This is a genomic window from Uliginosibacterium paludis (genome assembly GCF_039631355.1).
Classification (GTDB): domain Bacteria; phylum Pseudomonadota; class Gammaproteobacteria; order Burkholderiales; family Rhodocyclaceae; genus Uliginosibacterium; species Uliginosibacterium paludis.
On sequence record NZ_JBDIVF010000002.1, the window covers coordinates 267,832 to 292,284 of the forward strand.

23 protein-coding genes are annotated in these 24,453 nt (G+C 61.8%); 5 read left to right on the top strand and 18 right to left on the bottom strand.

All coding sequences use genetic code 11. From position 1 onward, the window contains the following. Positions 1 to 212: 212 nt before the first annotated feature. The 9 genes from ABDB87_RS06215 to ABDB87_RS06255 form a co-directional block, all read right to left on the bottom strand. Positions 213 to 917, bottom strand: coding sequence for a transposase (locus ABDB87_RS06215; protein WP_345925101.1), 705 nt, complete (start codon positions 915 to 917; stop codon positions 213 to 215). Positions 918 to 925: 8 nt separating this feature from the next. After that, on the bottom strand, positions 926 to 2,053 hold the full coding sequence (locus ABDB87_RS06220; RefSeq protein WP_345925103.1) for a deoxyguanosinetriphosphate triphosphohydrolase: 1,128 nt from the start codon (positions 2,051 to 2,053) through the stop codon (positions 926 to 928). A 4-nt stretch (positions 2,054 to 2,057) separates the two neighbouring features. Beyond that, positions 2,058 to 3,140 (bottom strand): 3-dehydroquinate synthase, encoded by a 1,083-nt coding sequence (gene aroB, locus ABDB87_RS06225; protein WP_345925105.1) that lies wholly within the window; start codon positions 3,138 to 3,140, stop codon positions 2,058 to 2,060. Continuing rightward, a complete protein-coding gene (locus ABDB87_RS06230) occupies positions 3,122 to 3,631 on the bottom strand; it encodes a shikimate kinase (protein ID WP_385917680.1) in 510 nt (169 codons plus the stop codon). Before ABDB87_RS06230 ends, aroB begins: the two co-directional genes overlap by 19 nt. Positions 3,632 to 3,748: 117 nt before the next feature. Then, entirely contained in the window at positions 3,749 to 5,887 is a 2,139-nt protein-coding gene (locus ABDB87_RS06235) for a type IV pilus secretin PilQ (protein ID WP_345925109.1), read from the bottom strand. Further along, the gene (locus ABDB87_RS06240) at positions 5,884 to 6,402 is read right to left on the bottom strand and encodes a pilus assembly protein PilP (protein ID WP_345925111.1); all 519 of its coding nucleotides are present in this window, start codon (positions 6,400 to 6,402) and stop codon (positions 5,884 to 5,886) included. The genes ABDB87_RS06235 and ABDB87_RS06240 overlap by 4 nt, the downstream gene beginning before the upstream one ends. Positions 6,403 to 6,415: 13 nt before the next feature. Further along, positions 6,416 to 7,060: a type IV pilus inner membrane component PilO gene (locus tag ABDB87_RS06245; RefSeq protein ID WP_345925113.1), complete on the bottom strand. Its 645-nt coding sequence runs from the start codon at positions 7,058 to 7,060 to the stop codon at positions 6,416 to 6,418. Then, the gene (locus ABDB87_RS06250) at positions 7,057 to 7,647 is read right to left on the bottom strand and encodes a PilN domain-containing protein (RefSeq protein WP_345925115.1); all 591 of its coding nucleotides are present in this window, start codon (positions 7,645 to 7,647) and stop codon (positions 7,057 to 7,059) included. Before ABDB87_RS06250 ends, ABDB87_RS06245 begins: the two co-directional genes overlap by 4 nt. Next, on the bottom strand, positions 7,644 to 8,720 hold the full coding sequence (locus tag ABDB87_RS06255; protein ID WP_345925116.1) for a pilus assembly protein PilM: 1,077 nt from the start codon (positions 8,718 to 8,720) through the stop codon (positions 7,644 to 7,646). The genes ABDB87_RS06250 and ABDB87_RS06255 overlap by 4 nt, the downstream gene beginning before the upstream one ends. A 215-nt stretch (positions 8,721 to 8,935) precedes the next feature. Between ABDB87_RS06255 and ABDB87_RS06260 the strand changes: the two genes are divergently transcribed. Then, positions 8,936 to 11,236, top strand: coding sequence for a penicillin-binding protein 1A (locus tag ABDB87_RS06260; protein WP_345925118.1), 2,301 nt, complete (start codon positions 8,936 to 8,938; stop codon positions 11,234 to 11,236). Between the two features lie 36 nt (positions 11,237 to 11,272). On the opposite strand, the gene cyaY is transcribed toward ABDB87_RS06260, so the two are convergent. Further along, complete coding sequence (gene cyaY, locus ABDB87_RS06265; protein ID WP_345925120.1) at positions 11,273 to 11,605, bottom strand: iron donor protein CyaY; 333 nt, start codon at positions 11,603 to 11,605, stop codon at positions 11,273 to 11,275. Positions 11,606 to 11,659: 54 nt separating this feature from the next. On the opposite strand from cyaY, the gene lptM reads away from it, so the two are divergent. From lptM to ABDB87_RS06280, 3 genes are all read left to right on the top strand, one after another. Further along, positions 11,660 to 11,794, top strand: a complete 135-nt coding sequence (lptM, locus tag ABDB87_RS06270) for an LPS translocon maturation chaperone LptM (RefSeq protein WP_345925122.1) — start codon at positions 11,660 to 11,662, stop codon at positions 11,792 to 11,794. 236 nt (positions 11,795 to 12,030) lie between these two features. Continuing rightward, positions 12,031 to 14,268, top strand: a complete 2,238-nt coding sequence (locus ABDB87_RS06275) for an EAL domain-containing response regulator (RefSeq protein WP_345925124.1) — start codon at positions 12,031 to 12,033, stop codon at positions 14,266 to 14,268. Positions 14,269 to 14,298: 30 nt separating this feature from the next. Next, entirely contained in the window at positions 14,299 to 17,046 is a 2,748-nt protein-coding gene (locus tag ABDB87_RS06280; protein WP_345925126.1) for a PAS domain S-box protein, read from the top strand. A 5-nt stretch (positions 17,047 to 17,051) separates the two neighbouring features. Here ABDB87_RS06280 and ABDB87_RS06285 read toward each other — a convergent pair whose 3' ends face one another. The 8 genes from ABDB87_RS06285 to ABDB87_RS06320 form a co-directional block, all read right to left on the bottom strand. Next, on the bottom strand, positions 17,052 to 17,945 hold the full coding sequence (locus ABDB87_RS06285) for a DMT family transporter (RefSeq protein WP_345925128.1): 894 nt from the start codon (positions 17,943 to 17,945) through the stop codon (positions 17,052 to 17,054). A 5-nt stretch (positions 17,946 to 17,950) separates the two neighbouring features. Beyond that, complete coding sequence (locus tag ABDB87_RS06290) at positions 17,951 to 18,721, bottom strand: SDR family oxidoreductase (protein WP_345925130.1); 771 nt, start codon at positions 18,719 to 18,721, stop codon at positions 17,951 to 17,953. Beyond that, positions 18,718 to 19,335, bottom strand: a complete 618-nt coding sequence (locus ABDB87_RS06295; protein WP_345925131.1) for a thiol:disulfide interchange protein DsbA/DsbL — start codon at positions 19,333 to 19,335, stop codon at positions 18,718 to 18,720. Before ABDB87_RS06295 ends, ABDB87_RS06290 begins: the two co-directional genes overlap by 4 nt. A 40-nt stretch (positions 19,336 to 19,375) precedes the next feature. Next, a complete protein-coding gene (locus ABDB87_RS06300; RefSeq protein ID WP_345925133.1) occupies positions 19,376 to 19,957 on the bottom strand; it encodes an SPOR domain-containing protein in 582 nt (193 codons plus the stop codon). A gap of 82 nt (positions 19,958 to 20,039) precedes the next feature. Continuing rightward, positions 20,040 to 20,696, bottom strand: coding sequence for a carbonate dehydratase (can, locus tag ABDB87_RS06305; RefSeq protein WP_345925135.1), 657 nt, complete (start codon positions 20,694 to 20,696; stop codon positions 20,040 to 20,042). 13 nt (positions 20,697 to 20,709) lie between these two features. Beyond that, positions 20,710 to 21,426 carry a ribonuclease PH gene (rph, locus tag ABDB87_RS06310; RefSeq protein ID WP_345925137.1) on the bottom strand — a complete coding sequence of 239 codons (717 nt, stop codon included), beginning with the start codon at positions 21,424 to 21,426 and terminating at the stop codon, positions 20,710 to 20,712. Between the two features lie 184 nt (positions 21,427 to 21,610). Continuing rightward, on the bottom strand, positions 21,611 to 22,543 hold the full coding sequence (locus ABDB87_RS06315; RefSeq protein ID WP_345925139.1) for a PP2C family protein-serine/threonine phosphatase: 933 nt from the start codon (positions 22,541 to 22,543) through the stop codon (positions 21,611 to 21,613). Next, entirely contained in the window at positions 22,540 to 23,493 is a 954-nt protein-coding gene (locus tag ABDB87_RS06320; RefSeq protein ID WP_345925141.1) for a serine/threonine protein kinase, read from the bottom strand. Before ABDB87_RS06320 ends, ABDB87_RS06315 begins: the two co-directional genes overlap by 4 nt. A 93-nt stretch (positions 23,494 to 23,586) precedes the next feature. On the opposite strand from ABDB87_RS06320, the gene ABDB87_RS06325 reads away from it, so the two are divergent. After that, complete coding sequence (locus tag ABDB87_RS06325) at positions 23,587 to 24,453, top strand: YicC/YloC family endoribonuclease (RefSeq protein ID WP_345925143.1); 867 nt, start codon at positions 23,587 to 23,589, stop codon at positions 24,451 to 24,453.

Consider the following 24,453-nt stretch of genomic DNA (forward strand, 5'->3'; position numbering starts at 1 on the left):
GGATATTCATCGGACCGCGTGCCTGCCCGGCATACCACTCGCGATCGTAAGGGATTGAACTATAGGACGATTGAGCAAGTGCCTCAAGAACAAATAAAAGGGGTCAGAGTAATATTAAATACACGCACCGCGATAGCGCGTTTATAAATAGGGACAGATTCAAAATGGCGCACATGCACCCTTCTCTGCCAAATGCAGCCGAGATCGCCCGGCTACTGGTCCTGATGAGGCTTGGTTTGTTTGCGGGGACGGCCCTTGGGAAGCGGAGAGGTTCTGCGGGTCGGCGGGAAATCCTGCATGCCAGGGGAAGGCTCTCCCAGCATCCAGCCGTAATGCGCCGCATAGCGGATGCCGGCAAGCTGGGTGGTGGTATGTCCGGCTTCAATGATCCGGCGATAGGCGGCCTGACGCTCGAATGGCGTGTTGCCCAGCGCCCAGTACAACGCATGGTCGGTGACCAGCGGATCGTGGCCGAGCCCGAAATGATGACGACAGCTTGACCAGGGATAGTGCTCCGCATCCGCGACCAGCCCCCTTCTGACGGGGTTGAGCTCCACATAACCGCTCGCGGGCAACAGCCAGGCAGTGGGCTCCAGCACGGTCGAACGATAGCGTCCCTCCCACAGCGTGCCGCTGCGGTGGTGACGGTCGTTGAACCATCGCACATACTGACGGCCCAGGCGCTGCATGAAACGGCCCGGGCTCTTCTCGTCACCGGCCGTCACCAGAAGATGGACATGGTCGGGCATCAGCACGTAGGCATGCAGGGCGATGGACGATTCACGCAACGCATCCCGCAGCCACTGGAGATACTGGCGATAGTCGGCTTCATCATGAAAGATGCTGCTGCCGTTATTGCCGCGCTGGGTGATCAGCAACGGCAGGCCCGGCACGAAGAGTCGGGGCAGACGGCTCATCGCACCACTCAGCGCCCTTCGGCCAGTGAAAACAGGCGACGGTGTTCCTTCATGGCATAGCGGTCAGTCATGCCGGCAATGTAATCAGCGACCGCGCGGGGCCGGTCGTCACGCGCCTGCGTCTGGTATTGGGGTGGCAGCAGGCGGATGTCGTCCATGAACACCCGGAAGAGGTCGATGATGATCCGCCTCGCCTTGTTCATTTCCCGCAATACCTGGTAGTGCCAGTAGAAGTTGTCACGCAGGAACTGCTGCAGCTGTTGAAGTTCCTGACGCATGGCATCGGAAAAGGCCACCAGTACTGGCGCGGCGCGAACCTCATCAAGGGTCTCGACACCGGCGCCCCTGATATTGGCCCGTGTTCGTTCGATGAGGTCGCTGGCCTGGGCGTTGATCATGCGGCGGACGGTCTCATGAATCATGCGACGTTCGCTCAGACCGGGATGCAAGGCGCGGACCTCACTGCTGTGGGCCGAAAAGGCCGGAATCTGATCAAGCTGCTCAAGTGTCAGCAAGCCGGCACGCAGGCCGTCGTCCACGTCGTGATTGTTGTAGGCGATGGAATCAGCCAGGTTGCACAGTTGCGCCTCAAGGGAGGCCTGGCGGCGCTCGATGAAGCGCCTGCCCAGCTCCCCGAGCTTTTCCGCGTTCGGAAGGGAGCAGTGCTTCAGGATTCCCTCGCGCGTCTCGTACATCAGATTCAGACCGTCAAAACTCGCATAACGCTCTTCGAGCTGATCGACGATCCGCAGCGACTGCAGATTGTGCTCGAAGCCGCCATGAGGCTTCATGCATTCGTTGAGCGCGTCCTGCCCCGCATGTCCGAATGGCGTGTGCCCCAGATCGTGCGAGAGCGCGATGGCTTCGACGAGGTCCTCGTTCAGCCCCAGGGACCGGGCCAGCGAGCGTCCGATCTGGGCAACCTCGATGCTGTGGGTCAGCCTCGTCCGGAACAGGTCGCCCTCGTGATTGACGAACACCTGGGTCTTGTACTCCAGCCGCCGGAATGCGGTGCAATGGATGATCCGGTCACGGTCACGCTGGAACTCGCTGCGTGTCGAAGGTGATGCCTCGGGATGCTGGCGCCCCCGGCTGTTGTTTTCCTGAACGGCGTAGGAAGCAAGCACCTTCGTCACCGATTCAGCTGCAGCAGGTCTCGATACTGGCTGCGATATCGGCCATCGGCGCCGAGTCATGAATGATGGCGCGACCGACCGACTCCAGCAGAATCAGGCGCAGCTTGCCGTCCTCCACCTTCTTGTCGTGACGCATCAGCTCGATGTAGCGCTCGACCCCCAGCTTCGGGCCCGAAACCGGGAGGCCGGCCCGTTCGAAAATCCGTCTGACCCTGCTCAGGGCCGCCGCATCAAGATAACCAAGACGTGCAGACAACTCGGCCGCCATGATGGTGCCTGCCGCAACCGCTTCGCCGTGCAGCCAGTTGCCAAATCCCATGCCCGCCTCGATCGCGTGGCCAAAGGTATGGCCGAGATTGAGCGTTGCCCGCTCGCCCTGCTCGGTTTCGTCTGCCGCCACGACCTCTGCCTTGTTCACGCAACTGCGCTCGACCGCGTAAGCGAGGGCGTCCGTGTCACGGGCCAGCAGCGCATCCATGTGAGCCTCAAGCCATTCCAGAAAGGGCAGATCGCGGATGAGGCCATACTTGATGACTTCGGCCAGGCCCGCTTTCAGCTCTGCATCCGGCAGGGTCTGCAAGGTATCGATGTCGGCGACGACCAGACGAGGCTGATAGAAAGCCCCGATCATGTTCTTGCCCAAGGGGTGGTTGATTGCGGTCTTGCCGCCCACTGACGAATCCACCTGTGAAAGCAGGGTGGTCGGAATCTGGATGAAGGGCACGCCGCGCTGATAGGTCGCGGCCGCAAAGCCGGTCATGTCACCAATCACGCCCCCGCCCAATGCGACCAGCGTGGTCTTGCGCTCGCAGCGCGCGGACAGGAGTCCGTCAAAAATCAGGTTGAGCGTTGCCCAATCCTTGTGCGCTTCGCCATCCGGCAGCACGACCTCGGTCAGGTCGACGCCTGCGCCGGCGAGAGCGTCCCTCAAACGGGAAAGATAAAGCGGCGCAACGGTGGCATTGGTCACGATTGCAGCACGCGGCGTGCGAAGGCTTGACGCGATGAGCTCACCCTGGCCGAGCAAAGCGCCGCCAATCCTGATCGGGTAACTGCGTTCGGCCAGAGCTACATTGACAGTGCGCATCGCTTTTCCCACTCTCCAAGGATTTTCGTAACGGCTATCTGCGAATTCTGCCGCGAACCATCCACGATCAGCGACGCGATTTCGCGATACAGCGGATCACGCTCGGCTCTCAGTGCATTCAGCTTGGCGGCAGGATCAGCTACTTGGAGCAAGGGCCGGTTGGTGTCGTGTCGCGTCCGCTCGAGCAGAATCTGTGTGGGCACATCAAGATAGACCACCCAGCCCGAAGCCTGCATGCACCGCCGGTTTTCAGGATTCAGAATGGCTCCGCCTCCCGTTGCCACAACGACCCCGCCTTCGTTTGCGAGTTCGGAGATGACCTGCGCCTCACGCCGGCGAAACCCCTCTTCACCCTCGAGTTCGAAGATGACCGGAATCCGCACGCCGGTTCGATTCACGATTTCATGGTCGGAATCGTAAAAAGCCCGTCCCATGCGCCGGGCGAGCTGTCTGCCGATGGTTGTCTTGCCAGATCCCATCAGGCCGACCAGAAAGATGTTGGCTTGACTCGTATTCACGCCACGATTCTAGCAGCAGCAGGCGGCCTTTCCGCCAAAAGAAAGCCCGCCTCACCTTGCGGTGGGCGGGCTTCGCTGGCCTTTGCGTTCTCAGCGGAAGACGACTTGGTCAGTCAGGATCTTCGGCGTGATGAAAACCATCAGTTCGGTCTTGTTGTCCTTCTTGCTGTCCTGACGGAAGAAGAAGCCAAGAACCGGGATATCGCCCAGCAGGGGCACCTTGTAAAGGGTGCCGGTAACTGTCTGCTGGAAGATCCCGCCGATCACCACCGTGCCACCATTCTCAACCAGGACATCCGTCTTCACATGCTTGGTATCGATCGCGATGCCTGCGCCAGTGGAGATCGTCGTGTTCGGCGTGTCCTTGTTGATATCGAGTGCCATCGAAACGCGGCCATCAGGCGTGATCTGAGGCTTGACCTTCAGCGCAAGATTAGCCTTGCGGAAGGAAACAGAAGTGGCGCCAGAACTCGTCGCTTGCTGGTAGGGAATTTCAACCCCCTGCTCGATCACCGCTTCGATCTGATCCGCCGTCATCACACGGGGACGGGATACCACGCGACCACGGCCATCCGCCTCAAGCGCTGAGATCTCCAGGTTCAGGAAGCGGGTGGCGGCCGCGTTCCACAGCGTCAGCGCAAAGGAGCCCGCCTGCTGTCCCGAAATCGCACTCGCCGCACCGTTCCACATGGTGCCATCGGTCAGGAAGTCTGGCGTATCCGAAACCTGGCCAGTGTGATAGCCGGTGTCGGTAATCGTGCTGCCAACAGCGTTACGGCCGTTCGAGGTCCCGCCGGTACTGTGAATCCCGAAGCGAGCACCAAGATTGCGCTGAAAGGTGTCTTCCGCCTCGATGATCTGTGCTTCGATCAGAACCTGACGCGAGGGAATGTCGATGTCATTGAGCATGCGACGGACATCATCCAGGCGTCCCGGAGTATCAGTAACGATGAGCTTGTTCGAACGCTCGTCGGCAATGACCGAGCCGCGCTTCGACAGGATGGTCTTGTCCTTGTCTTTCAGCACGTTGTCGAAAATGATTTTCGCGCTGTGATAATTGATCTGGAAGGTCTCGGTACGGAGCGGCTCCAGATCATTGACCTGGGCCTTGGACTCCAACTCGAGTTTTTCACGCGCAGCCAGCTCTTCACGCGGAGCGATCCAGATGACGTTGCCATTCTTGCGGGAGTCCAGCCCCTTGGCCTGAAGAATGATTTCCAGCGCCTGATCCCACGGCACATCCTTCAAGCGCAGGGTCAGAGAACCGGTTACGGAATCACTGGTGATGATGTTGAAGTTCGTGAAATCGGAAATGACCTGCAGCACAGACCGCACGTCGATGTTCTGGAAATTGAGCGACAGTTTCTCGCCCGCATACTTCACCGCACGCGAGGTGCCTTGCACCAGCTTGCGCGGGTCTTCCTGAACCGACTTGACCTCCAGCACAAACTGGTTGTCTGTCTGATAGGCATTGTGTTCCCACAGGCCCGTGGGCTTCACAACCATGCGTACCGAGCCGTTTTGCTGGGTAGTCGTCACATTGGTGACCGGTGTGCCAAAGTCTGTCACGTCCAGCGATTTGCGCAGGCGCTCCGGCAGCGAAGTCTTGAGGAAATCCACCACAAGATTCGAGCCCGACTGACGAATGTCGATACCGGTATTGGCATCGGAGAGGTCAATTACCACACGACCTTCACCGTCCTTGCCGCGGCGGAATGCAATATCGCGGATTGCATGATTGTCCGGCCCGCCCTTCTGCTCGGCAAACCTCGCAGTCGTGGTTGCTTCCGGGGATTTTGCGGTCGCAACGGCCAGCGAAATCACAAGGTTGTTGCCTTCTACGCGCGTTTCATAGCTCAGCGGACGCAGAAGGTTGATGACGAGACGGGTACGGTCTGCCACCTGAACGATGTTGATATTCCGGACGTCCCCCTCTCCAACCGGCTGCACAGTCTTGCCGGTCGCATTGGAGGTACCGGGCAAATCGATCGCGATGCGTGCCGGGTTCGACACACTGAAGCTTCCGATCTGACCTTCAAGTGCCTGCTTCAAACCGACCTTGATCTGAATGCCTCCACCAGACTGACTTGCCTGGATGGATTCGATCGCATTCTTTCCTTCCGCAGCGGCAGGAACGGGCGGCGTGGATTGCGCGAGCGCGGCACCCACAGAGAAAGCTCCGATGAGAGCACACAAGACCGGCGCAATAAAACGCGTTACGGTTTTCATTTCTTAGTCTCCTGCTCTTGCAGCTGCATGGTGCTGAAACGCTCGATCCAGTCGCCGTTGGCGTCTTCGATCAGCTCTTTCAACGTAAGGTCGTTCTCGGTGATTTTCGTCACCATCCCAAAATTCTGTCCGAGGTAATTCCCTGCCCGGATCTGATAGATGTTCTTGTCCGCCTTGATCAGAGCGACCGGCTTGCCGGCCGTCATCATCATGCCAACCATCTGCAGGGTTTCCAGCGGATAGGCTTCAAGCGGCTCACGGCGTCGTGAATCGTTCCGGGGACTCGCCTTGCCTCCCCGTTTCTCCGGCTCAAGACGGGACGCCTGATAGGGATCGACCAGTCCTGCTACCTCGTAATCCACCGTTGGAAATTGTGTCAGCTTCGGCAGGGGCTGAATTTTCCCCTGCATGCCCTTTGCCTGGGTATCCATCCAGGCTCTCAAATCCTGGTGCTCTTCGTTCGAACACGCCGCCAGCAATACCAGGACCGGAACCAACCAGATTGTTTTCATCATTTTCTCTCCGGCCTCACTTCTTCTTTGCCGCCGCGGCCTTCTCGCGTCTCTGTTTGGCGACTTCCTCGTCATCCAGATACCGATAGGTCACAGCCGAGGCGTCGAGACGAAGAATGCCGTCCTTGCCAGGCCCGACTTGCACGTCACGCAGTGTCACGATCCGGGGAAGTTTCGAAACGTCACTGACGAACTGGCCGAAATCGTGATACCCCCCGGTAATCGTCAGCGCGATCGGCAACTCGGCGTAAAACTCCTTGATCGCCTCCTGACCCGGCTTCCACAGCTCGAACTGCAGCCCGCGACCGCGCCCAGCCTGGTTGATATCGATCAGCAGCGATTCCATTTCGGACTTGTTCGGGAGCTGCTTCAGCAACGCACCGAACTGACGGTTCATTTCGGCCAGTTGCTTGCGATACTCGTCCAGATTGACTGCCTGGCGTTTCTTGCCCAGCCATTCTTCCTTGAGTGTGGCTTCCTGCTGGCGCGCACGATCGAGCTCTTCGAACTTGTCTTTCCAGTCGAACCACCAACCTGCAGCGACAACGGCTGCGAGCAGGAAAATCAGCGCTGCAACCTTGGGGGCCAGTGGCCAGACCCCGGGATCATTGGGATCGAGCTGGCGAAAATCATTGATGATGCGATCGAGACGCACGTTCATGGCGTGACTCCCTTGTTGGGCTGCTCGGCTTTGTCCGCGTCCTGAGCGGGCTTCTCGATGCTGACCGCCAGCACGAACTCACCTGCAACACGCCCCTTGAAAGTAGTCGCCTTGATTTCCTGCAGCATGGGTTTTTCAAAGATCGGGGAAGCATCCAAGTTGCGCATCAGTTGCGAAACCCGTGCATTCGACTGCGAGATGCCGGTGAAGGTAATCTGGTTCCCCGTCTGCTTGAGCAGCTTGATGAAAACACCTTCAGGCATCTGCTTGACCAGCTCATTGAACACCGTAACCGTTTCGGTCCGGTTGCTCTGGAGGGACTCGATGACCTGCTTGCGCGCGAGCAGGGACTGCGTCTGCTCCTTGAGGCTCGAAATTTCAGCAATTTCCTTGTCAAGCGAAGAGATCTCGCGCTTCAGGAAATCATTCGAGCTGTTCTGGTCATCAATCTGGCTGCCGATCAGGGTGCTGCCGACAAACCAGATGAGCGCTCCGACAATCGCCGTCAGCACAGCCATCGAAATGAACTGTTGCCTGCGCTCCTTGCGCGCCTGCTCGCGGTGGGGCAATAGATTGATGCGTATCATGCGTCAAACCTCCGCATCGCCAGACCACATGCAACAAGCAAGGCAGGGGCCTCGGCGGCCAGATTTTTTGGTCTCACCTTCTGGGACAGCGACATGCCGACGAACGGGTTGGCGACCTCTGTCGAAACCTGCGTCCGGCTGGCAACAACCTGGTCTATACCCTGAATCACGGCACAACCACCTGACAGGACGATGTGATCCACCTGGTTGAACTGGGTGGAAGTGAAGAAGAACTGAAGCGCGCGAGAAATTTCGAGCGCCACGCTCTCGGTAAACGGCTTGAGCAGATCGTGCTCATAGTTTTCGGGCAGACTGCTCGAACGCTTCGCAGCCTCTGCCTCTTCGGTGCTCATGCCGTAACTGCGGGAAATGTCCTGAGTAAGCTGATTGCCACCGAAAGCCTGTTCCCGGGAGTACAGCACCGCTTCATCACGCAGGATGGTGACTTTCATCATCTGCGCGCCGATGTCGACCATTGCGACAACCTTGCCTTTGCCTGCTTCGGGCAGACGACTCTTGATCAGGTCGAACGCCGCCTGTGAAGCAAAGGACTCGACGTCCATCACGACCGCCTTCAAGCCGGCAGCCTCTACGGCGGCAACACGATCCTCGACCTTTTCCTTGCGGGACGCCGCGATCAGAACTTCGACTTCGTCCGCATCGGTTGCGGCCGGGCCGAGCACCTGATAATCGAGGTTCACCTCCTCGATTGCAAACGGGATGTACTGGTTCGCCTCGGACTCGACCTGAATTTCCATTTCCAGTTCGCGCAGCCCGGCGGGCAAGGTGATGCGCTTGGTAATGACCGCCGCGGCAGGCAAGGCCAGCGCCACTTGTCGGGTCGAGGATCCCAGGCGCTTCCATGCGCGGCGAATGGATTCGGCCACGGCTTCGAGACTGGCGATGTTGCCGTCTGTCACTGCGTCACGAGGAAGCGGTTCGATCGCATAGCGCTCCAACCGGAACTGATTGGCCCCGGCCTCCGCCAGTTCGACCAATTTGACCGAGGACGACGAGATATCCAGCCCTATCAAGGCTTTAGATCTTCCCCCCAGCAGAGCTTGGATGTCCATGATGCCTGATCGCCCTCTAGATTTCGTTTTAATTTCAGACAGTTACGTCAACTTACGATAAATTACTTTAGATGCTAGCAGCAAGCTCTCGTGCAAGTAAAGCCTGCTGGCGCTGAACGGTAGGCACAGCGGCGGTTTCGTGGGCAAGCGGTCACAACAGGATGTGTCGAAACAGCTGCGCATATAATCGATGCTCGAATCCGTCTGGATAAATCATGCGAAACAAGAAGCTTCTTGCCGGTCTGTTCATCGTTCTGGGCATTCCCCTGCTGGGCGCTGCCGCACTCGCTGTCGCTGCGGCCTTTGCCTGGCCTCAACTGCCTTCGCTCGATGCGCTGACCGACTACCGCCCGAAGATCCCGCTGCGGATATATACCGCAGATGGTGCACAGATCGGCGAGTTCGGGGAGGAGCGTCGTACATTCGTCGCCATACGGGAGGTGCCCGACCTCGTCAAGCATGCGATCCTTGCCGCGGAAGACGATCGCTTCTTCGAGCACTCCGGTGTTGACGTTGCCGGCCTGCTTCGCGCAACCCTTCTCAATCTCACCGGTGGCAATCGGCAGGGCGGCAGCACGATCACGATGCAGGTCGCCCGGAATTTCTACCTGAGCCGGGAAAAAACGATCAGTCGCAAGCTGTATGAAATCCTCCTGTCCCTGAAGATCGAGCACAGCCTGAGCAAGGATCAGATTCTGGAGGTCTATATCAACCAGATTTTCCTCGGGCAACGCTCTTACGGATTTGCTTCTGCTGCTCAGGCCTATTACGGAAAGACGCTGAAGGAACTTGACGTTGCGGAGGCCGCCATGCTTGCGGGTCTTCCGAAGGCACCGTCCCGCTACAACCCCGTCGTAAACAGGGAGCGCGCAACGGCCCGACAGCGTTATGTGCTTCGACGCATGAACGAGCTGGGCTACATCTCCGACAAGGATCTAGAGATCGCGCGTGCGACCCCCTTGCGGCTTGCCCAAAGCCGGAGCCAGGATCGCAGCTCGCCGTCGGTACATGCCGAGTTCGTTGCCGAAATGGCGCGCCAGCTCGCCTACGACCAGTTCAAGGATAGTGCCTATACCAGCGGCATCAAGGTGATTACCACGATCAGACAGGCAGACCAGAAGGCGGCTTATGAAGGCCTGCGCAGAGGCCTGCTCGATTACGAACGCCGGCATGGCTATCGCGGTGCCGAAGCCCGTGTCGATCTGGCTCAACTGGGAGCCGAGGGCAACGAGACTTCGCTGGAAGAGCTCATCGAACCCTATCCGGATCTCGACGAGATGCGCGCGGGCATCGTGACGGAGGCTTCGCGGGACAAGCTGGTGGTATATCTGCGTGGCGGCGAGACGGTTACCCTGACCGGACAGGCCTTGCGCTTTCCCGGACCGATGCTGGCCCCCAATGCGCCGCAGCAGAAGCGGCTCTCCCCCGGCGCGGTGATTCGTGTCGCAATGGTCGGCAAATCCTGGCAGGTCGTCCAGCCGCCAATCGTCGAAGGCGCCTTTCTCTCGCTGGACCCGGCAACCGGCGCGATCAATTCGCTTGTCGGTGGCTTCGACTTCAACCGCAACAAGTTCAATCACGCCACGCTGGCATGGCGTCAGCCCGGCTCAAGCTTCAAGCCTTTCATTTTTTCAGCAGCCATCGACAAGGGTTACACCCCGGGTTCGGTCATGGACGACAGTCCGGTGAGTTTCTCGGCTGAACAGACGGGCAGCCAGGCCTGGAGCCCGGGCAACTATGACAACCACTATGCCGGTCCGATGAGCTTGCGGACCGCACTGGCCAAATCGAAGAATGTGGTTGCCATCCGATTGCTGCAGGCCATCACGCCAGCCTATGCACAGGATTACGTCACCAGCCGGTTCGGCTTCGATCCGGCCAAGAATCCGCCTTACCTGACGCTGGCCCTGGGTTCGGGCTCGGTCACGCCCTGGCAGATGGCTTCGGCCTATGCCGTCTTCGCAAACGGGGGCTACCGGATCCGCCCCTTCATCGTGAAGGAAATGCGCGACGCCAATGATCGCGTCATCGCCCGGGTCGAGCCCACGGTTGCCGGCAGCGAAGGCACCGAGCGGGTGCTGGATCCCCGCAACGTGTTCCTGACCGACATGATGATGAAGGACGTCGTTCGCCGCGGAACCGGGGCCAAGGCAATGAGCCTCGGGCGCTCAGACCTGGCCGGCAAGACGGGCACGACCAATGATTATGTTGACGCCTGGTTCTGCGGCTACCAGCCGACGCTGGTCGGCGTTTCATGGGTCGGTTTCGATCAGCCGAGAAAGCTGGGCTCGGGCGAAACCGGCGGCACGCTGGCGCTGCCGATCTGGATCGACTACATGAAGGTCGCACTCAAGGATGTTCCGGAGCAGCTCTTGCCGATGCCGGAAGGATTGGTGCAGGTTCAGCCGACCTTCGCAAATGAAGGCCCGGACTACATCTACGCCGAGCACCTGCCTTCGTCTCCACTGGCCGCCCCTGAGGAAGCCGCCGAATCTGCGCCGGCACCTCAGCAGTAATCTGACCGGCGCAAGCCGGTCATGATTGCTGCGCCGCTAGCGCGCCAGGACCACCGGCTTGCCGGCCTGCTGGGTCATGGCTTCCTCCAGCACTGCCAGCAGCGGCCTGCCATCACGGGTGCCGATCCAGTCGTCCCCCTCCGGACGGAAATGGAAACCCCCGCTGCGCGCGGCAATCCAGATTTCGCGCGCAGCGGCGTGCTTGTTGATGATGATCTGGCTGCCGTTGTCGAACTCGAGCTTGAGAATCCCTCCGGCCTGAAGCTCCAGGTCGAGATCGAGATCCTGCTCGTCAATCGCGCGACCGATCAGGTCCTCGATGCAGACCAGCATCTCTTCCGCCTGTTCAAGAAATGCCGCTTCATCCATGCTGCCTGCCCCTTTTGTTAAGATGGCTGTCCTCCCGATCATCAGGAATACACCATGCGTCCGTTCGTTCTGATCGGCATCCTGGGCTTCGCCCTGTCTGCCTGTGGCATCAAGGGTCCCCTTGAGTTGCCACGCCCTCAACCTCAAGCCCAGCCGGCAAAGACCAGCCCGCAGCCGGTCACGCCCTGACGTTCAGGCAGGGATTCTAGCGCCACTCAGGCCGCCGGCCATCCGGCGCCCTTCGCAGCCCTGCCCGACAGCCGGCCCACAATATGGGCAAACCCGTGTAAGCATCAAGCCCTGCCTGCCGGTACAGTCAAGTTCCTGTCCGGCCTATCCGTTATGCTGTGACGGCCCCGGACGCAACGGGGCTTGAGCTGATCCGGAATCCTGATTTGTTGTCAGAACAAGAAGGGAAAACTGCTGTGGGCAAAGAGGCCAGCCAGGACGAGCTGATTTTTTCAGACGAAACGGGCGAACTGTCGCCGGTTGCACCTCCCGCGTCCAGAACACCCTGGCGGATCCTCATTGTGGACGACGATCCCGACGTCCACACCACCACGACCTTCGCCCTGCGCGGCACGGAGATCCTGGGCTGCCCGCTGACTTTCCTGCACGCCGACTCGGCCACCCAGGCCCGCGAACTGCTCGCCCGCGACCGCGACATCGCCGTCATCCTGCTCGATGTGGTGATGGAGGAGGAAGACTCCGGGCTGAAGCTTGTCCGCCACATCCGGGAAGAGTTCTGCATGGACGAAACGCGGATCATCCTGCGCACCGGTCAGCCCGGCTATGCGCCGGAACTTGATGCCATCCGCGATTACGACATCAACGACTACAAGACCAAATCCGAGCTCACACGCAACAAGCTCTTCACCACGCTTACTTCCGCAGTGCGCTCCTACCGCCAGATCCGGACGATCAACGAAAACCGGCGGGGGCTGGATCTCATCGTCCATGCCAGCGGCGAGCTGCTCGCACTCTCAGGCATCCGGAATTTCGCAGCGGGCGTCATCACCCAGATGTCAGCGCTGCTCGGCGTACGCCCGGAGGGCCTCATCTGCGCGCAGCGCCCGCCGGAAATCAACGGGCATGATGAAGGCACGGTGGTCATTGCCGCCGCTGGCAAGTACGCCCCGCTCATCAACATGCCGGTGGGCGACATCGGTGACCCCGCCGTCTTCGGTGCGATCTCGAGCTGCCTCGATGCGGGGCAGCACATTTTCAGTCATCACAGCACCACGCTGTTCTTCGGCAGTCGCACCCGACGCAACATGGCGGCCTATCTTGATGCACCAATGGCCGTTGATGACAGCAACCGGAAGCTGCTGGAAGTCTTCTGCGCCAATATCTCGGTCGGCCTCGAGAACACCCTGCTGTTCGCCCAGCTGCACGATTTCGCCTATTTCGATTCGCTGACCGGCCTGCCCAACCGGCGCAGCCTGATCAAGAAACTCGACGAACGCCTGCTGGGGGGCGAGCGTGGCCGCTACGCCCTGGCCTTGCTCGATCTGGACGGTTTCGCGGAGAGCAACGCCACGCTGGGCAACCACTATGGCGACGAACTCCTCAAGGCCGTCGCCCAGCGACTCCAGAGCATGCTGGGCAGCCAGTGCATGCTGGCCCGCCTGTCGGGCGACACCTTCGCCGCATTGGGGCAGATCGAACAGTTACTCCCCACCAAGCTGCAGACGATCTTCCGGGAAGCCTTCATCGTGCAGGAGCAGGAGATCGTGCTCTCCGCCACGGTCGGGATTGCCCATCTCGTGGATGTGGATGGCAACGGCTCCGAAGCCGTCAAGAATGGCTATCTCGCGCTGCGGCGCGCGAAGAGCAGTTCCCGGGGCGAGTTTGTCTATTTCACCCGCGACATGGCGTTGGAGATCCGGGAGCGCTCTCGGCTGCTTCAGGCCCTGCGCGTGGCGATCGAACGGCACCGGCTGTTCCTGTGCTTCCAGCCGCAGATTGCACTGGCCGACGGCAAGGTCCGGGGTGTCGAAGCCTTGCTGCGCTGGCGCACGGAAGACGGCCGGCTCATCGAGCCGGCTCGCTTCATCCCGATCGCCGAGCATTCGGGCATGATCGTGGGCATCGGCGAATGGGTGCTGCGCATGGCCTGCTTCCAGCAGGCAGCTCTCAGCCGCGCCGGGCACAACACCGTCACCATGGGCATCAATGTGTCGGTCGGCCAGCTCCGCCATCCGCGCTTCCTGGCAACGCTGAACAGGGCACTCGAAGACAGCGGCGCGACCACGCAGCTGATCGAGCTGGAGATCACTGAATCCATGGCCATGGAAGAGGCCGACAGTCTCACCCGCACGCTTGAAGCGATCAAGAAGCTGGGCGTGCGGATCGCGGTCGACGACTTCGGTACCGGTTTTTCCTCGCTGGCCTATCTGCAGCGACTCTCCGTAGACCGCCTCAAGATCGACCGCAGCTTCATTGCCGGAATGTGCAAGGGCGAGCGGGACCAGGGCATTCCGGAGGTCGTCATCCAGCTGGGCCACCGCCTGGGATTGTCGGTTCTGGCCGAAGGCGTCGAAACCGCAGAGCAGGCAGCGCTCCTCTCCCGCCTCGGTTGCGACGACGCCCAGGGCTTCTTTTACGCCCACCCGATGGAAGCCGCCGAACTCCTGCGCTGGCTTGAAAGCGCACCGTCCTGAAACCCAGGCACATTCCCGAGGGGAACCGGCTTGAAATCCACTGTCCGCCGTGCCGTCGTGAATGCCGTCCTGCTGGGCATGCTGCTGCCCGCGCTGGGCATCGGACTGTATCTGGCCACCGACTACAACCACGCACTCGATCGGGAGATCCGCACCCGCCTGAATCATGAGGCCGATGTCGTAGCGCTGGGTGTGCGGGAAAGCCTCTGGGCGCTCGACAACGATTCGGCCACGGCGCTGCTCGACGCCGTCATGCAGGATTCCTCGATCGTCACCATCGACATCCGCGACCCGAATCTGGGCCACGTCGTCTCGCGCAACCTGCCCGAACGCAACACCGGCCAGCTTCACGAGATCGAACGCGCCGTCATGTACCGCGGCGAAGCCATCGGACATGTCCATCTCGTGCTCTCGGACAGCGCACTTCGCGAATCACTCCAGCAACAGCTCGTTCGCCTGATCAGCCTGCTTGCGCTGCAACTGGTGGTCAGCGTGCTGCTGATCCTCTTCGTCCTGCAAAGGCGGGTCGGTCGCCCCCTGCAGAAACTCAGCGCCGAGGCCGTGATGCTGGCGCGCGGCGAACTCGATCGACCGATCGTGTCACTGCGCGACGACGAGATCGGAAACGTCGAGACACAGCTCGAGCTCACCCGTCAGGCGCTTCAGAACCTGATCCACACGCTCGAACAGAAAAACGAAGCGCTCGAAACGGACCTGGGCGAGCGGCGGCGCGTAGAGGCCGCCCTGCGCGATCGCGAACAGCGCCTGAGTGCCCTGGTCGATCAGAGCCCGCTGGCTGTCATCGAGTTCGATCTCGGCTGGCAGATCCTCGACTGGAACGCCGCCGCCCAGCACATATTCGGCTGGCATGCCCGGGAAATCATCGGGCGTGATGCCAGTGTGCTGCATGGCAGCGCCCAGAGCGAAGGCATGGATCTGCTCAGCGGACACCGGCAGGACGCGCGACACATGCTCACCGTGAAACAGGAATGCCTGCGCGCAGACGGCCAATCCATCGTCTGTCACTGGTATTACGGTGTCATTCACGATTCTGCAGGCGCGCCCGAGCGCATCATGGCGCTCGTCGAAGACATCACCGTGCGCCAGCGGACCGACGACGAAGTGCGCCGGCTGGCAACCGTGGTCCGCCTGACCAGCAACCTCATCGCGCTGACCGATGCCGACGGCACGATCGAATGGGCGAATCAGGCCTTCCTGAGGCGTTTCGACAGCGATGGCGAGTCCGTGCTGCAGCGCAAGCTCGCCGATGTGCTGTCGGTCCATCATGCGGACAATCCCGCTGCGCCGAATCCGCTGATCCATGATGTGATCGCGGGCGGACGTCAGCTCAGTGGCGTCGAGCTGCCCTGCTTCGGCGCCGGCAACATGCCACTCTGGGCGGCGGTGGAATTGCGGGCGATCCGCGGACCGGATCACGGCATCCTGCAATGGGCCGCCCTCCTGACCGACGTGACCGAGCGCCGCCAGACAGCCGAGGCCCTCCGCCACAGCGAGCTCAAATTCTTCTCGATCTTCCAGCATTCGCCGATTCCGATCTGCGTGCTGCGGCAGCGCGACACCTGCTGCCTCGACGTCAATCCGGGATTCGTCGGCAACTTCGGTTTCACACGCGAGCGCCTCGTCGGCAAGCCCCTGCTCGAAGCCCGCCTGCACGCCAGCGAGGAAGACCGGCTGCTGCTGAAGAATCTGCTGAAAGCGAGCGAAGCCAGCTCGGGCACGGCCATCCGTCTGCTGACCGCCCAGGGCGCGGCCCGCAACTGTCTGCTGCATCTGCGCCCGGTCACCATGGACGAAGAGCCTTGTCTGCTCATTGCGGTAGTAGACGTCACCTCGCTGGTCGAGGCACGCCACGAAATCGAAGCGCTCAATCAGTCACTGGAAGCACGCGTGGCCTCGCGCACGCAGGATCTCGCCGCCAGCAATGCCGAACTCGCGTCCACGCTCGACAAGCTCAAACGCACGCTCGACGAACTTGTCCGCTCCGAAAAACTGGCTGCTCTCGGCTCGCTCGTGGCAGGCATTGCGCATGAACTCAACACCCCGATCGGCAACAGCCTGATGGTCGCCAGCACGCTCCATGATGCAAACCGCCAATTCCGGGAGCAGGTCGCAAACGGACTGCGGCGCTCGACCCTCGACAATTATGTGGAAGAAGCGGGCTCTGCCGCCGACATCCTGATGCGCAACCTGCAGCGCGCAGCCGAACTCATCAGCAGTTTCAAGCAGGTTGCGGTCGACCAGACCAGTTCCCAGCGCCGGGAATTCGATCTCGGCGAAGTCATCAACGAAATCGTGATCACCATGCAGCCGGTGCTGCGCAAGAGCCAGCACCGGCTGCTGGTCGAAATTCCCGCCGGCCTGCGGATGGACAGCTATCCCGGTCCGCTGGGCCAGGTCATCGCCAACCTGCTCAACAATTCGCTGCTTCACGCTTTCGACGGCCGTGAGCACGGCACCATCATCCTGAAGGCAACGCCCGAGGGCGAAAAGCATCTCAGGCTCGAATGCCGGGATGATGGCGTCGGCATCACGCCCGCCAATCTGAAACGGGTCTTCGACCCCTTCTTCACGACACGACTCGGGCGCGACGGCACCGGCCTCGGTCTCAACATCGTCCACAACATCGTCACCGGCATGCTGGGCGGCGAAATTTCGGTCGACAGCACACTTGGCCAGGGCACCTGCTTCAGCGTCACGCTGCCACGGCATGCGCCTGAAACCCTTCGCGAAGACGATCCCGAAACGATGGATGCCTGAGCCGCTCAGGACGGCTGCCGATTCACCCAGAGAACGCCCGCGACGACCATCAGGCCCCCGGCCACGCTCGCCCAGGGCAAGGCCTCGCCCAGCAGCAGCACGGACAGCAGCACGCCGAAGACCGGCACGAGATTGGTGAATTGTGTCGAGCGCGCCGCGCCGATCATTGCAACCGCCTGCGAATACCAGACGAATGACAGCGAGGTACCGAGAAGCCCCATGTAGGCCAGCGCAAGCCAGGCGCGCCAGTCGATCGGAGGCCAGCCACCGTTGCCCGCCTCGAAAGCGGCCGGGATGAGCAGCATCACGGTCCCGCACAGGGTTGCGGACAAGGTCATCGACAGCGCATCCAGCCCCTTTGCCAGATAGCGTGCAGCCAGCGTGTAAGCCACCCAGGCCACCACCGCACCGAAAATGAAGACTTCGCCGATGCCAAGCGCCCCGTGAAGCAGAGTCGCCGGGTCGCCATGCGAGACCACCAGTACGGCGCCGCAGAAAGACAGCGCGACACCCGCCAGCGCTCGCAGGGACCAGGCCGAGCCCTGGATCAGCTTGACCGCGCACAGCGTCATGACCGGGCTTGCAGCCACGATCAACGCGGCCCGACTGGCCTGCACATGCGCCAGTCCGGCAAAGAAACCGGCGTTGTAGGCGAAGATCCCGGTCAGGCCGAGCAAGCCGGCCACGCCCCATTGCCGGCCACGAGGCCACTGGATGGCGCGGCCACTGAGCCACGCGAACACCAGCATGCCGGCCAGGGCAAAGAGAAACCTGAGACTGGCTGCGATGAAATGCGGAACGGTCTGGGCCAGGTAACGCCCGGCGATGAAGGTTCCGCCCCAGAAAAAGGTGGTCAGCACCAGGCGCAGGTAGATGCCCCGGACCGAAACCTCCCTCATCGCGTTCAGAGACGGGGCAGGTTGCGCGGCTTGCGCCCGGCCCTTGCGGCGAGGCGGTCATAAAGCCAGGCCGGCAGGACCGCGAGCAAGGGTGCGACGCAGGCCATCTGCCAGGGAATCGTGGCGCGTGCCGGCGCGCGTTCGAGTGCCCGGATGAAACGCTCCGCAGCGTCATCGGCATCGATGATGAAGGGCATGCGGTAGCCATTCACATCGGTCATCGGCGTGCGGATGTAGCCGGGCCGGATTTCGCTGACGGCAACGCCCGTCCCGCGCATCTCCACCCGCAGACTCTCGAGGTAGCGGCTGACCGCCGCCTTGGATGCGCTGTAAGCGCCGGCCCCGGGCAGACCGCGAACCCCGGCCACCGAGGAAATGCCGACCAGATGCCCGTGCCGTGCGCGACGCATCGGCACGATGAACGGCTGGAAGGTAGCCACCATGCCCAGCAGATTGGTCTGCAGGATGCGGCTGAAAACGGCCAGGTCGCCTCGTTCCTCGCTCAGAGTCCCCGCGGACACCCCGGCATTGGCGATCACGACGTCCGGCACACCGAAGCGGTTCATGAAGTCCCGCGCGGCACCGCTCAGGGCCTCGGCGTCGGCGACATCGGCCACCATCACCAGATGCTCGCCGGGCAGCTCGCTGCGCAGCGCCTCGAGTGCGTCAGCACGCCGACCCACCAGCCCCAGCGTGGCGCCGCGAGTGGCATAGGCGCGCGCCAGGGCTGCGCCGATGCCGCTCGAAGCACCGGTGATGACGACTTTCAGGCTCACTTGCCGCTACGGATCTTCGCGATCACCTCGTCGGCCGTCTTGAGGCCATTCGGATCGCCCCCCTCAATGCCGAACTTGCCTGCAATCGCGAGATAGGGCACGCCCATGACCTTGTAAGCGGCACCGACCTGCTCGGCACGCTTGGCCTGGGTGTCGACCGCAAACGAGCGCCAGGTGTCGTTGAACTTCTTCACGTCGACGCCCTTCTTGGCCAGCCAGTCGTTACGCACGTCTTCCTTTTCCAGCTTGACGTGATCCTTGTGGATGGCATCGAACACCGCCGCATCCAGCTTGTCGGACACGCCCAGCGCATTCAGCGTAAGGTAAAGACGGCCATACGCTGCCCATTCAGAGCGGCCGAAAGACACCGGCACGCGCTTGAAGACCACATCCTTCTGCTGCTCCGAACGCCACTTCGTCAGGATCGGATCGAAATGCGCGCAATGCGGGCAGCCATAGGAAAAGAACTCGACAACTTCGATCTGGCCGCTGGGCAGCGTCGGCTGCGGCGGGTTGATCGGGGTGACACCCTGCTGCGCCTGGGCGGGCATCAGGCCCGAAGCGGCCAGGATGAGACCGGCGGCAAAAAGCTTGAGGGTATTGCGACGCTGCATCTGTTGCTCTCCTGTTGATGGGGGGACTGCTCTGGGGTGCTCAGGACTTGGGGCGAACCACGCTGGATTCAATGCCTTCAGTCAGGAGGCGCGCCCGCATCGCGTCGGCACCGTCAGCCGTTGCAAACGGCCCGACCCGAACGCGATAGAACACGCCCTTCTCGGACAGATCAACCCGCTGAACGTTCGATTCGATGCTCATCAAGGCAAGCCGCGCGCGCAGATTGTCGGCGTCAAGCGGGTTCTGGAAAGCCCCGGCCTGCAGGAAGATCCGGTCGCTTGCCGCGGGGGGCTCGGCCGGCTTGACGCTGACCGGCGCGGAAGCCTGTTCGCCGCCCGGCAGGATCTTGTAGAAGTCGTACTTGGGCTTGTCGGCCGGCGCGGCCTGATTGACCGGCGTGTCGCCGGGTTTGCCCGGCAGCGCGATCGGCGCAGACTGCGCCTGGGTTTCGGACTGCGTGGCACGCGGAGCCTGATCGACCTTGTTCACGAAAGGCTTCGGGCCGAAATTGATGTAGAGCGCGACGCCCGCCGCAATCAGCACACCGATCAGCAGGCCGACGAGCACCCCAGCGACGGTGCTGCCGCGCTGGCGGGAAAGCAGTTTGGATCGACAGGACATTCCTGAACCCCCGGAAAAATTTGTTGGAGTATAACCGCAGGGCCTTCCGGACCGCGCCAGGGCGCCGGCGTACGGCAGGACTTCAGCCGCGCTGCATGATCCGGGACACCGCACTTTCATACGCATCGAAGGCCTCTTCGTCGCGGCACATGTCGGCGCCCAGCTCGCGCACCAGTCCGTCCGCGAGGCCATAGATCCAGCCATGCACGACCACTTCCTGGCCGCGCGCCCAGGCATCGCGAACCACCGTGCTTTCGCTGACGTTAAGCGCCTGCTCCACCACATTGAGCTCGCACAACCGGTCGGCGCGGATGTCCATGTCGTCGATCCCGCGCAACCAGGCCCGGTATTTGTCGCGCACATCCTGCACATGCCGGAGCCAGTTGTCGGCAAGCCCGACACGGGTATCGGTCAGGGCGGCACGCACGCCGCCGCAGCCGTAGTGCCCGACGACCAGGATGTGTTTGACCTTGAGCACATCGACCGCGTACTGCATCACCGACAGGCAGTTCAGATCGGTGTGCGCCACCACGTTGGCGACGTTGCGGTGGACGAAGACTTCCCCCGGCGCAAGGCCGATGATCTCGTTTGCCGGCACGCGACTGTCCGCGCAGCCGATCCACAGGAATTCGGGATTCTGCTGCGCAACTAGGCGGGAAAAATACTCCGGATCCGCCTGCCGTTCCTTTTCGGACCAGGCGCGGTTCCGGGCCAGCAGCTCTTCCAGCGGGATCGTCATCGAATCTCCCCGCTCAAGCTGCAACTGCAGCCTTCTGCAACAGCACCAGCTGACCGATTCCCTTGCCGGCGAGTTCAAGCAGGGCATCGAGCTCCTGGCGTGCGAAGGGGGCCCCCTCGGCCGTACCCTGCACTTCCACGAAACCGCCCGAGCCGGTCATCACCACATTCATGTCGGTATCGCAGGCGGAGTCTTCCGGATAGTCCAGATCCAGCACCGCTTGCCCCTCGAACATGCCGACCGACACGGCCGCAACCCAGTCCTTCAGGGGCGACGCCGCCAGCTTGCCGCTTGCGACAAGGCCCTGCAGAGCGTCATGCAGCGCCACGCAGGCGCCGGTGATGGAGGCCGTGCGCGTACCGCCGTCGGCCTGCAGCACGTCGCAGTCGATCGTGATCTGACGCTCGCCCAGCGCCTTGAGGTCGACCACCGCGCGCAGGCTGCGGCCGATCAGGCGCTGGATTTCCTGTGTGCGTCCGCTCTGCTTGCCCTTGGCCGCTTCGCGCGACATGCGTGAATGCGTCGAGCGCGGCAGCATGCCGTATTCGGCGGTCACCCAGCCCTCGCCCCTGCCACGCAGGAAGGGCGGCACGCTTTCCTCGACCGACGCGGTGCACAGCACCTTGGTGTGGCCGAACTCGACCAGCACAGAACCCTCCGCATGGCAGGTGTACTGGCGGGTAAGACGGACTTCGCGCAACTGATCGGGGCGTCGGCTGGAGGGGCGCATGCTGGGGAACCGGAAGGTGGGTGGGGGGAGGATTGTAGGAGCGCGGGCCGCTGCCGGACAACCCGGCAGCCAGGGGGCTCTGTCAATGTGGCGGCGCAGAACCGTGGCAAACGGCCCGAACGAGACTCGTCCGGCGCGCCTCTCCAGAGGCAGGACGGAACCCGTCAGCCCGACGGGTTCCCGCTCATTTGCCCGGATCGAAACGGGAATACTTCTGGATCGCCTGGTTGATCTCGTCGATGGCCTTCTCGATGTCAGAGTCACTCAGGTTGGCACTGTCCGAGCCCGAGCGCTGCCGCGCAAAGCCTTCCATCTTGGTCGTGATGCCATCGTCCGGCATCGCGGCGGTCGAGATCGACGAGCCCTGCTCGTCGGCATAGTCGTCATGCCAGCGCATGACCAGCATCGACAGGTTGTCGCAGGTCAGGCCGCCATGCCGCTCTGCCAGATCCAGCAGACGGGGCGAGGCGTCGAGGATGTTCGCGTCCCCCAGCCTGCCGGTGAAGTCTTCATTGGTCAGGTTGCCCCAGACGCCGTCGGTGCAGATCGTAATGAGGTCGTCGGCAAACAGCGGCACCGGCGAGGAAAACTCGATCTGCGGCGAATGCGAGCCGCCGAGACAGCTGAAGATGCGGTTTCGCGCGGGATGACGAGCGGCGGCCTCTTCATCGATGAGCCCCTGGTCGAGCATCATCTGCAGCCGCGAATGATCCTTGGTCTGCTGGGCAATGCGACCCCGGCGGATCAGGTACAGACGCGAATCCCCGGCATGCGCCCAGAACGCCACGCTGTTCTGGATCAGACAGGCCACGATGGTGGTGCGGGGCGCTTCCGGCAGGTTCTTGTCGAAGGCGTAATCCTGGATCGCCGCATGGGCGTTGCCGAGGCTGCGCGACAGGAACATCGATTCGTCATGAATGACCGGCTTGGCCGCGCGCTGAAAGGCCTCGATGATGTACTGCACCGCAATCTGCGCGGCGATCTCGCCATGCAGATGGCCGCCCATGCCATCCGCCACGACCAGCAGCAGGGACTCGCGCGTGTAGCTGTAGGCCACGCGGTCCTGGTTATTGGGGCGTCCGCCGGGACGACTTTCCTGATAGATCGTGAACTTCATGCTTTACCTGTCAGAGCCCGCAGGCGATGAACGACCCTGCCGAACAGGGTGCTGGGAGCTTCCTCGGCCACGAAACGCGTCCGGGCGAGCAGCTCCTTCTGCAGCGCATACACGCTTTGCGGGCGCTGCAGGGGGTCGAGATTGAGGCACCAGTCGATGGTTTCAAGCAGGTGCGGGGAATACTGGCCGGCCCAGCGCTTGACCGCGGGCTCCATCAGATCCTTCTTCAGACGCTCGTCCGAACGCTGCGGCGCCACCCCGGCCAGGCAGGCGTACATCGCGGCACCGGTGCTGTAGATGTCGCTCCAGGGCCCCAGATGCTCACGGTCATGGAACTGCTCGGGCGGTGCGAAGCCCGGCGTGTACATGGGCTTGAGCATCGGCTGATCCTGCGCCAGCGTCTGGCGCGCGGCGCCGAAGTCGAGCAGTACCGGTGTGCCGTCGTTGCGCAGGTAGATGTTCGAAGGCTTGATATCGAGGTGCAGCAGCTTGTGCGCATGGACTTCGCGCAAGCCATTGAGCATCCGGGTGAACACGCCGCGGATGAAACGCTCCTTGATGTGCCCCTTGTTGCGCTGGATGAAATCCTGCAGGGTGCGGCCGCGCTCGAACTGCATGACCATGTAGACCGTGCCGTTGGCGCGGAAGAAATTCAGCACCCGTACGACGTTGGGATGCATCAGCCGCGCGAGCGAGCGGCCTTCCTCGAAGAAGCATTTCATGCCATAGCGGAAAGCGGCCTGATGCTCTTCATCGATCTGCGGTTCGATCTCGCCGTTCTTGCGCAGAGCCAGCGAATTCGGCAGGTATTCCTTGATGGCGACCGGCTTGCCCTCGTGATCCGTCGCGAGATAGACAATCGAGAATCCACCCAGGCTGAGCTGCTGCTCGATCCGGTATTGTTCCAGCTGGAAGCCGGGCGGCAGTGGGCTATTAACTTGAGAGGCCATGTATCCGGGCGTTATGATCCGCTTGTCAATCAATTTTCAGGTTTTGGTCTTGCCGTGTAAAGGCGGCCACTGCCTGCCCAGGAAAGAATCCCCATGGTATTCAGCATGACCGGCTACGCCGCGCTCTCGCGCGACGTCGGCAACGCATCCCTTCAGATCGAATTGCGCAGCGTGAATTCCCGCTACCTCGATCTGGCTTTTCGCGTCGTGGAAGACTTGCGCTTTGCCGAGCCAATCGTGCGGGAGCTTATCAACGGCAGCGTATCACGCGGCAAGATCGAGTGCCGAATGAGTTTACAAGCGGTCGCTGCTGTCAGCAGCGGGCTTTCGATCAATACCGCCGCGCTCGACCAGCTGCGTGAAGCGCAAGACAAGGTGCGTGCCGTTTTCCCTGATGCAGCGCCCCTTTCGACCGGGGAAATCCTGCGCTACCCGGGCGTTCTGGCTGAAGAGGGCTTGCGCAGTGACGAACTCGGCGCCGCCGTTCAGCAGATCGCGAAGGACGCACTGGCCGAGCTCCGCGCTTCTCGCGCACGTGAAGGCGAGAAGCTTGTCGCGATGTTGCGCGAACGCGTCAGCCTGATCCGCGAGCGGGTTGCCGTTGCCGCGCCCATCGTGCCGGCGGCCGTCAGCGAATACCGCGAACGGCTCACCGCACGCTTGCGCGAAGCGGTGGCAAGCCTCGATGAAGACCGCATCCGCCAGGAAGTGACGCTCTTTGCGCAACGCGCCGATGTCGCCGAAGAAATCACCCGGCTCAACGCGCATCTCGACGAAGTCGAGCGCGTACTCGCCAAGGGCGGCGCTGTCGGCAAGCGTCTGGACTTCCTCATGCAGGAGCTCAACCGCGAGGCCAACACGCTGGGCTCAAAGGCCGTATCGCCTCAACTTACGGAAATATCCGTCGATCTCAAGGTCTACATCGAACAGATGCGCGAACAAGTGCAGAATCTGGAGTGA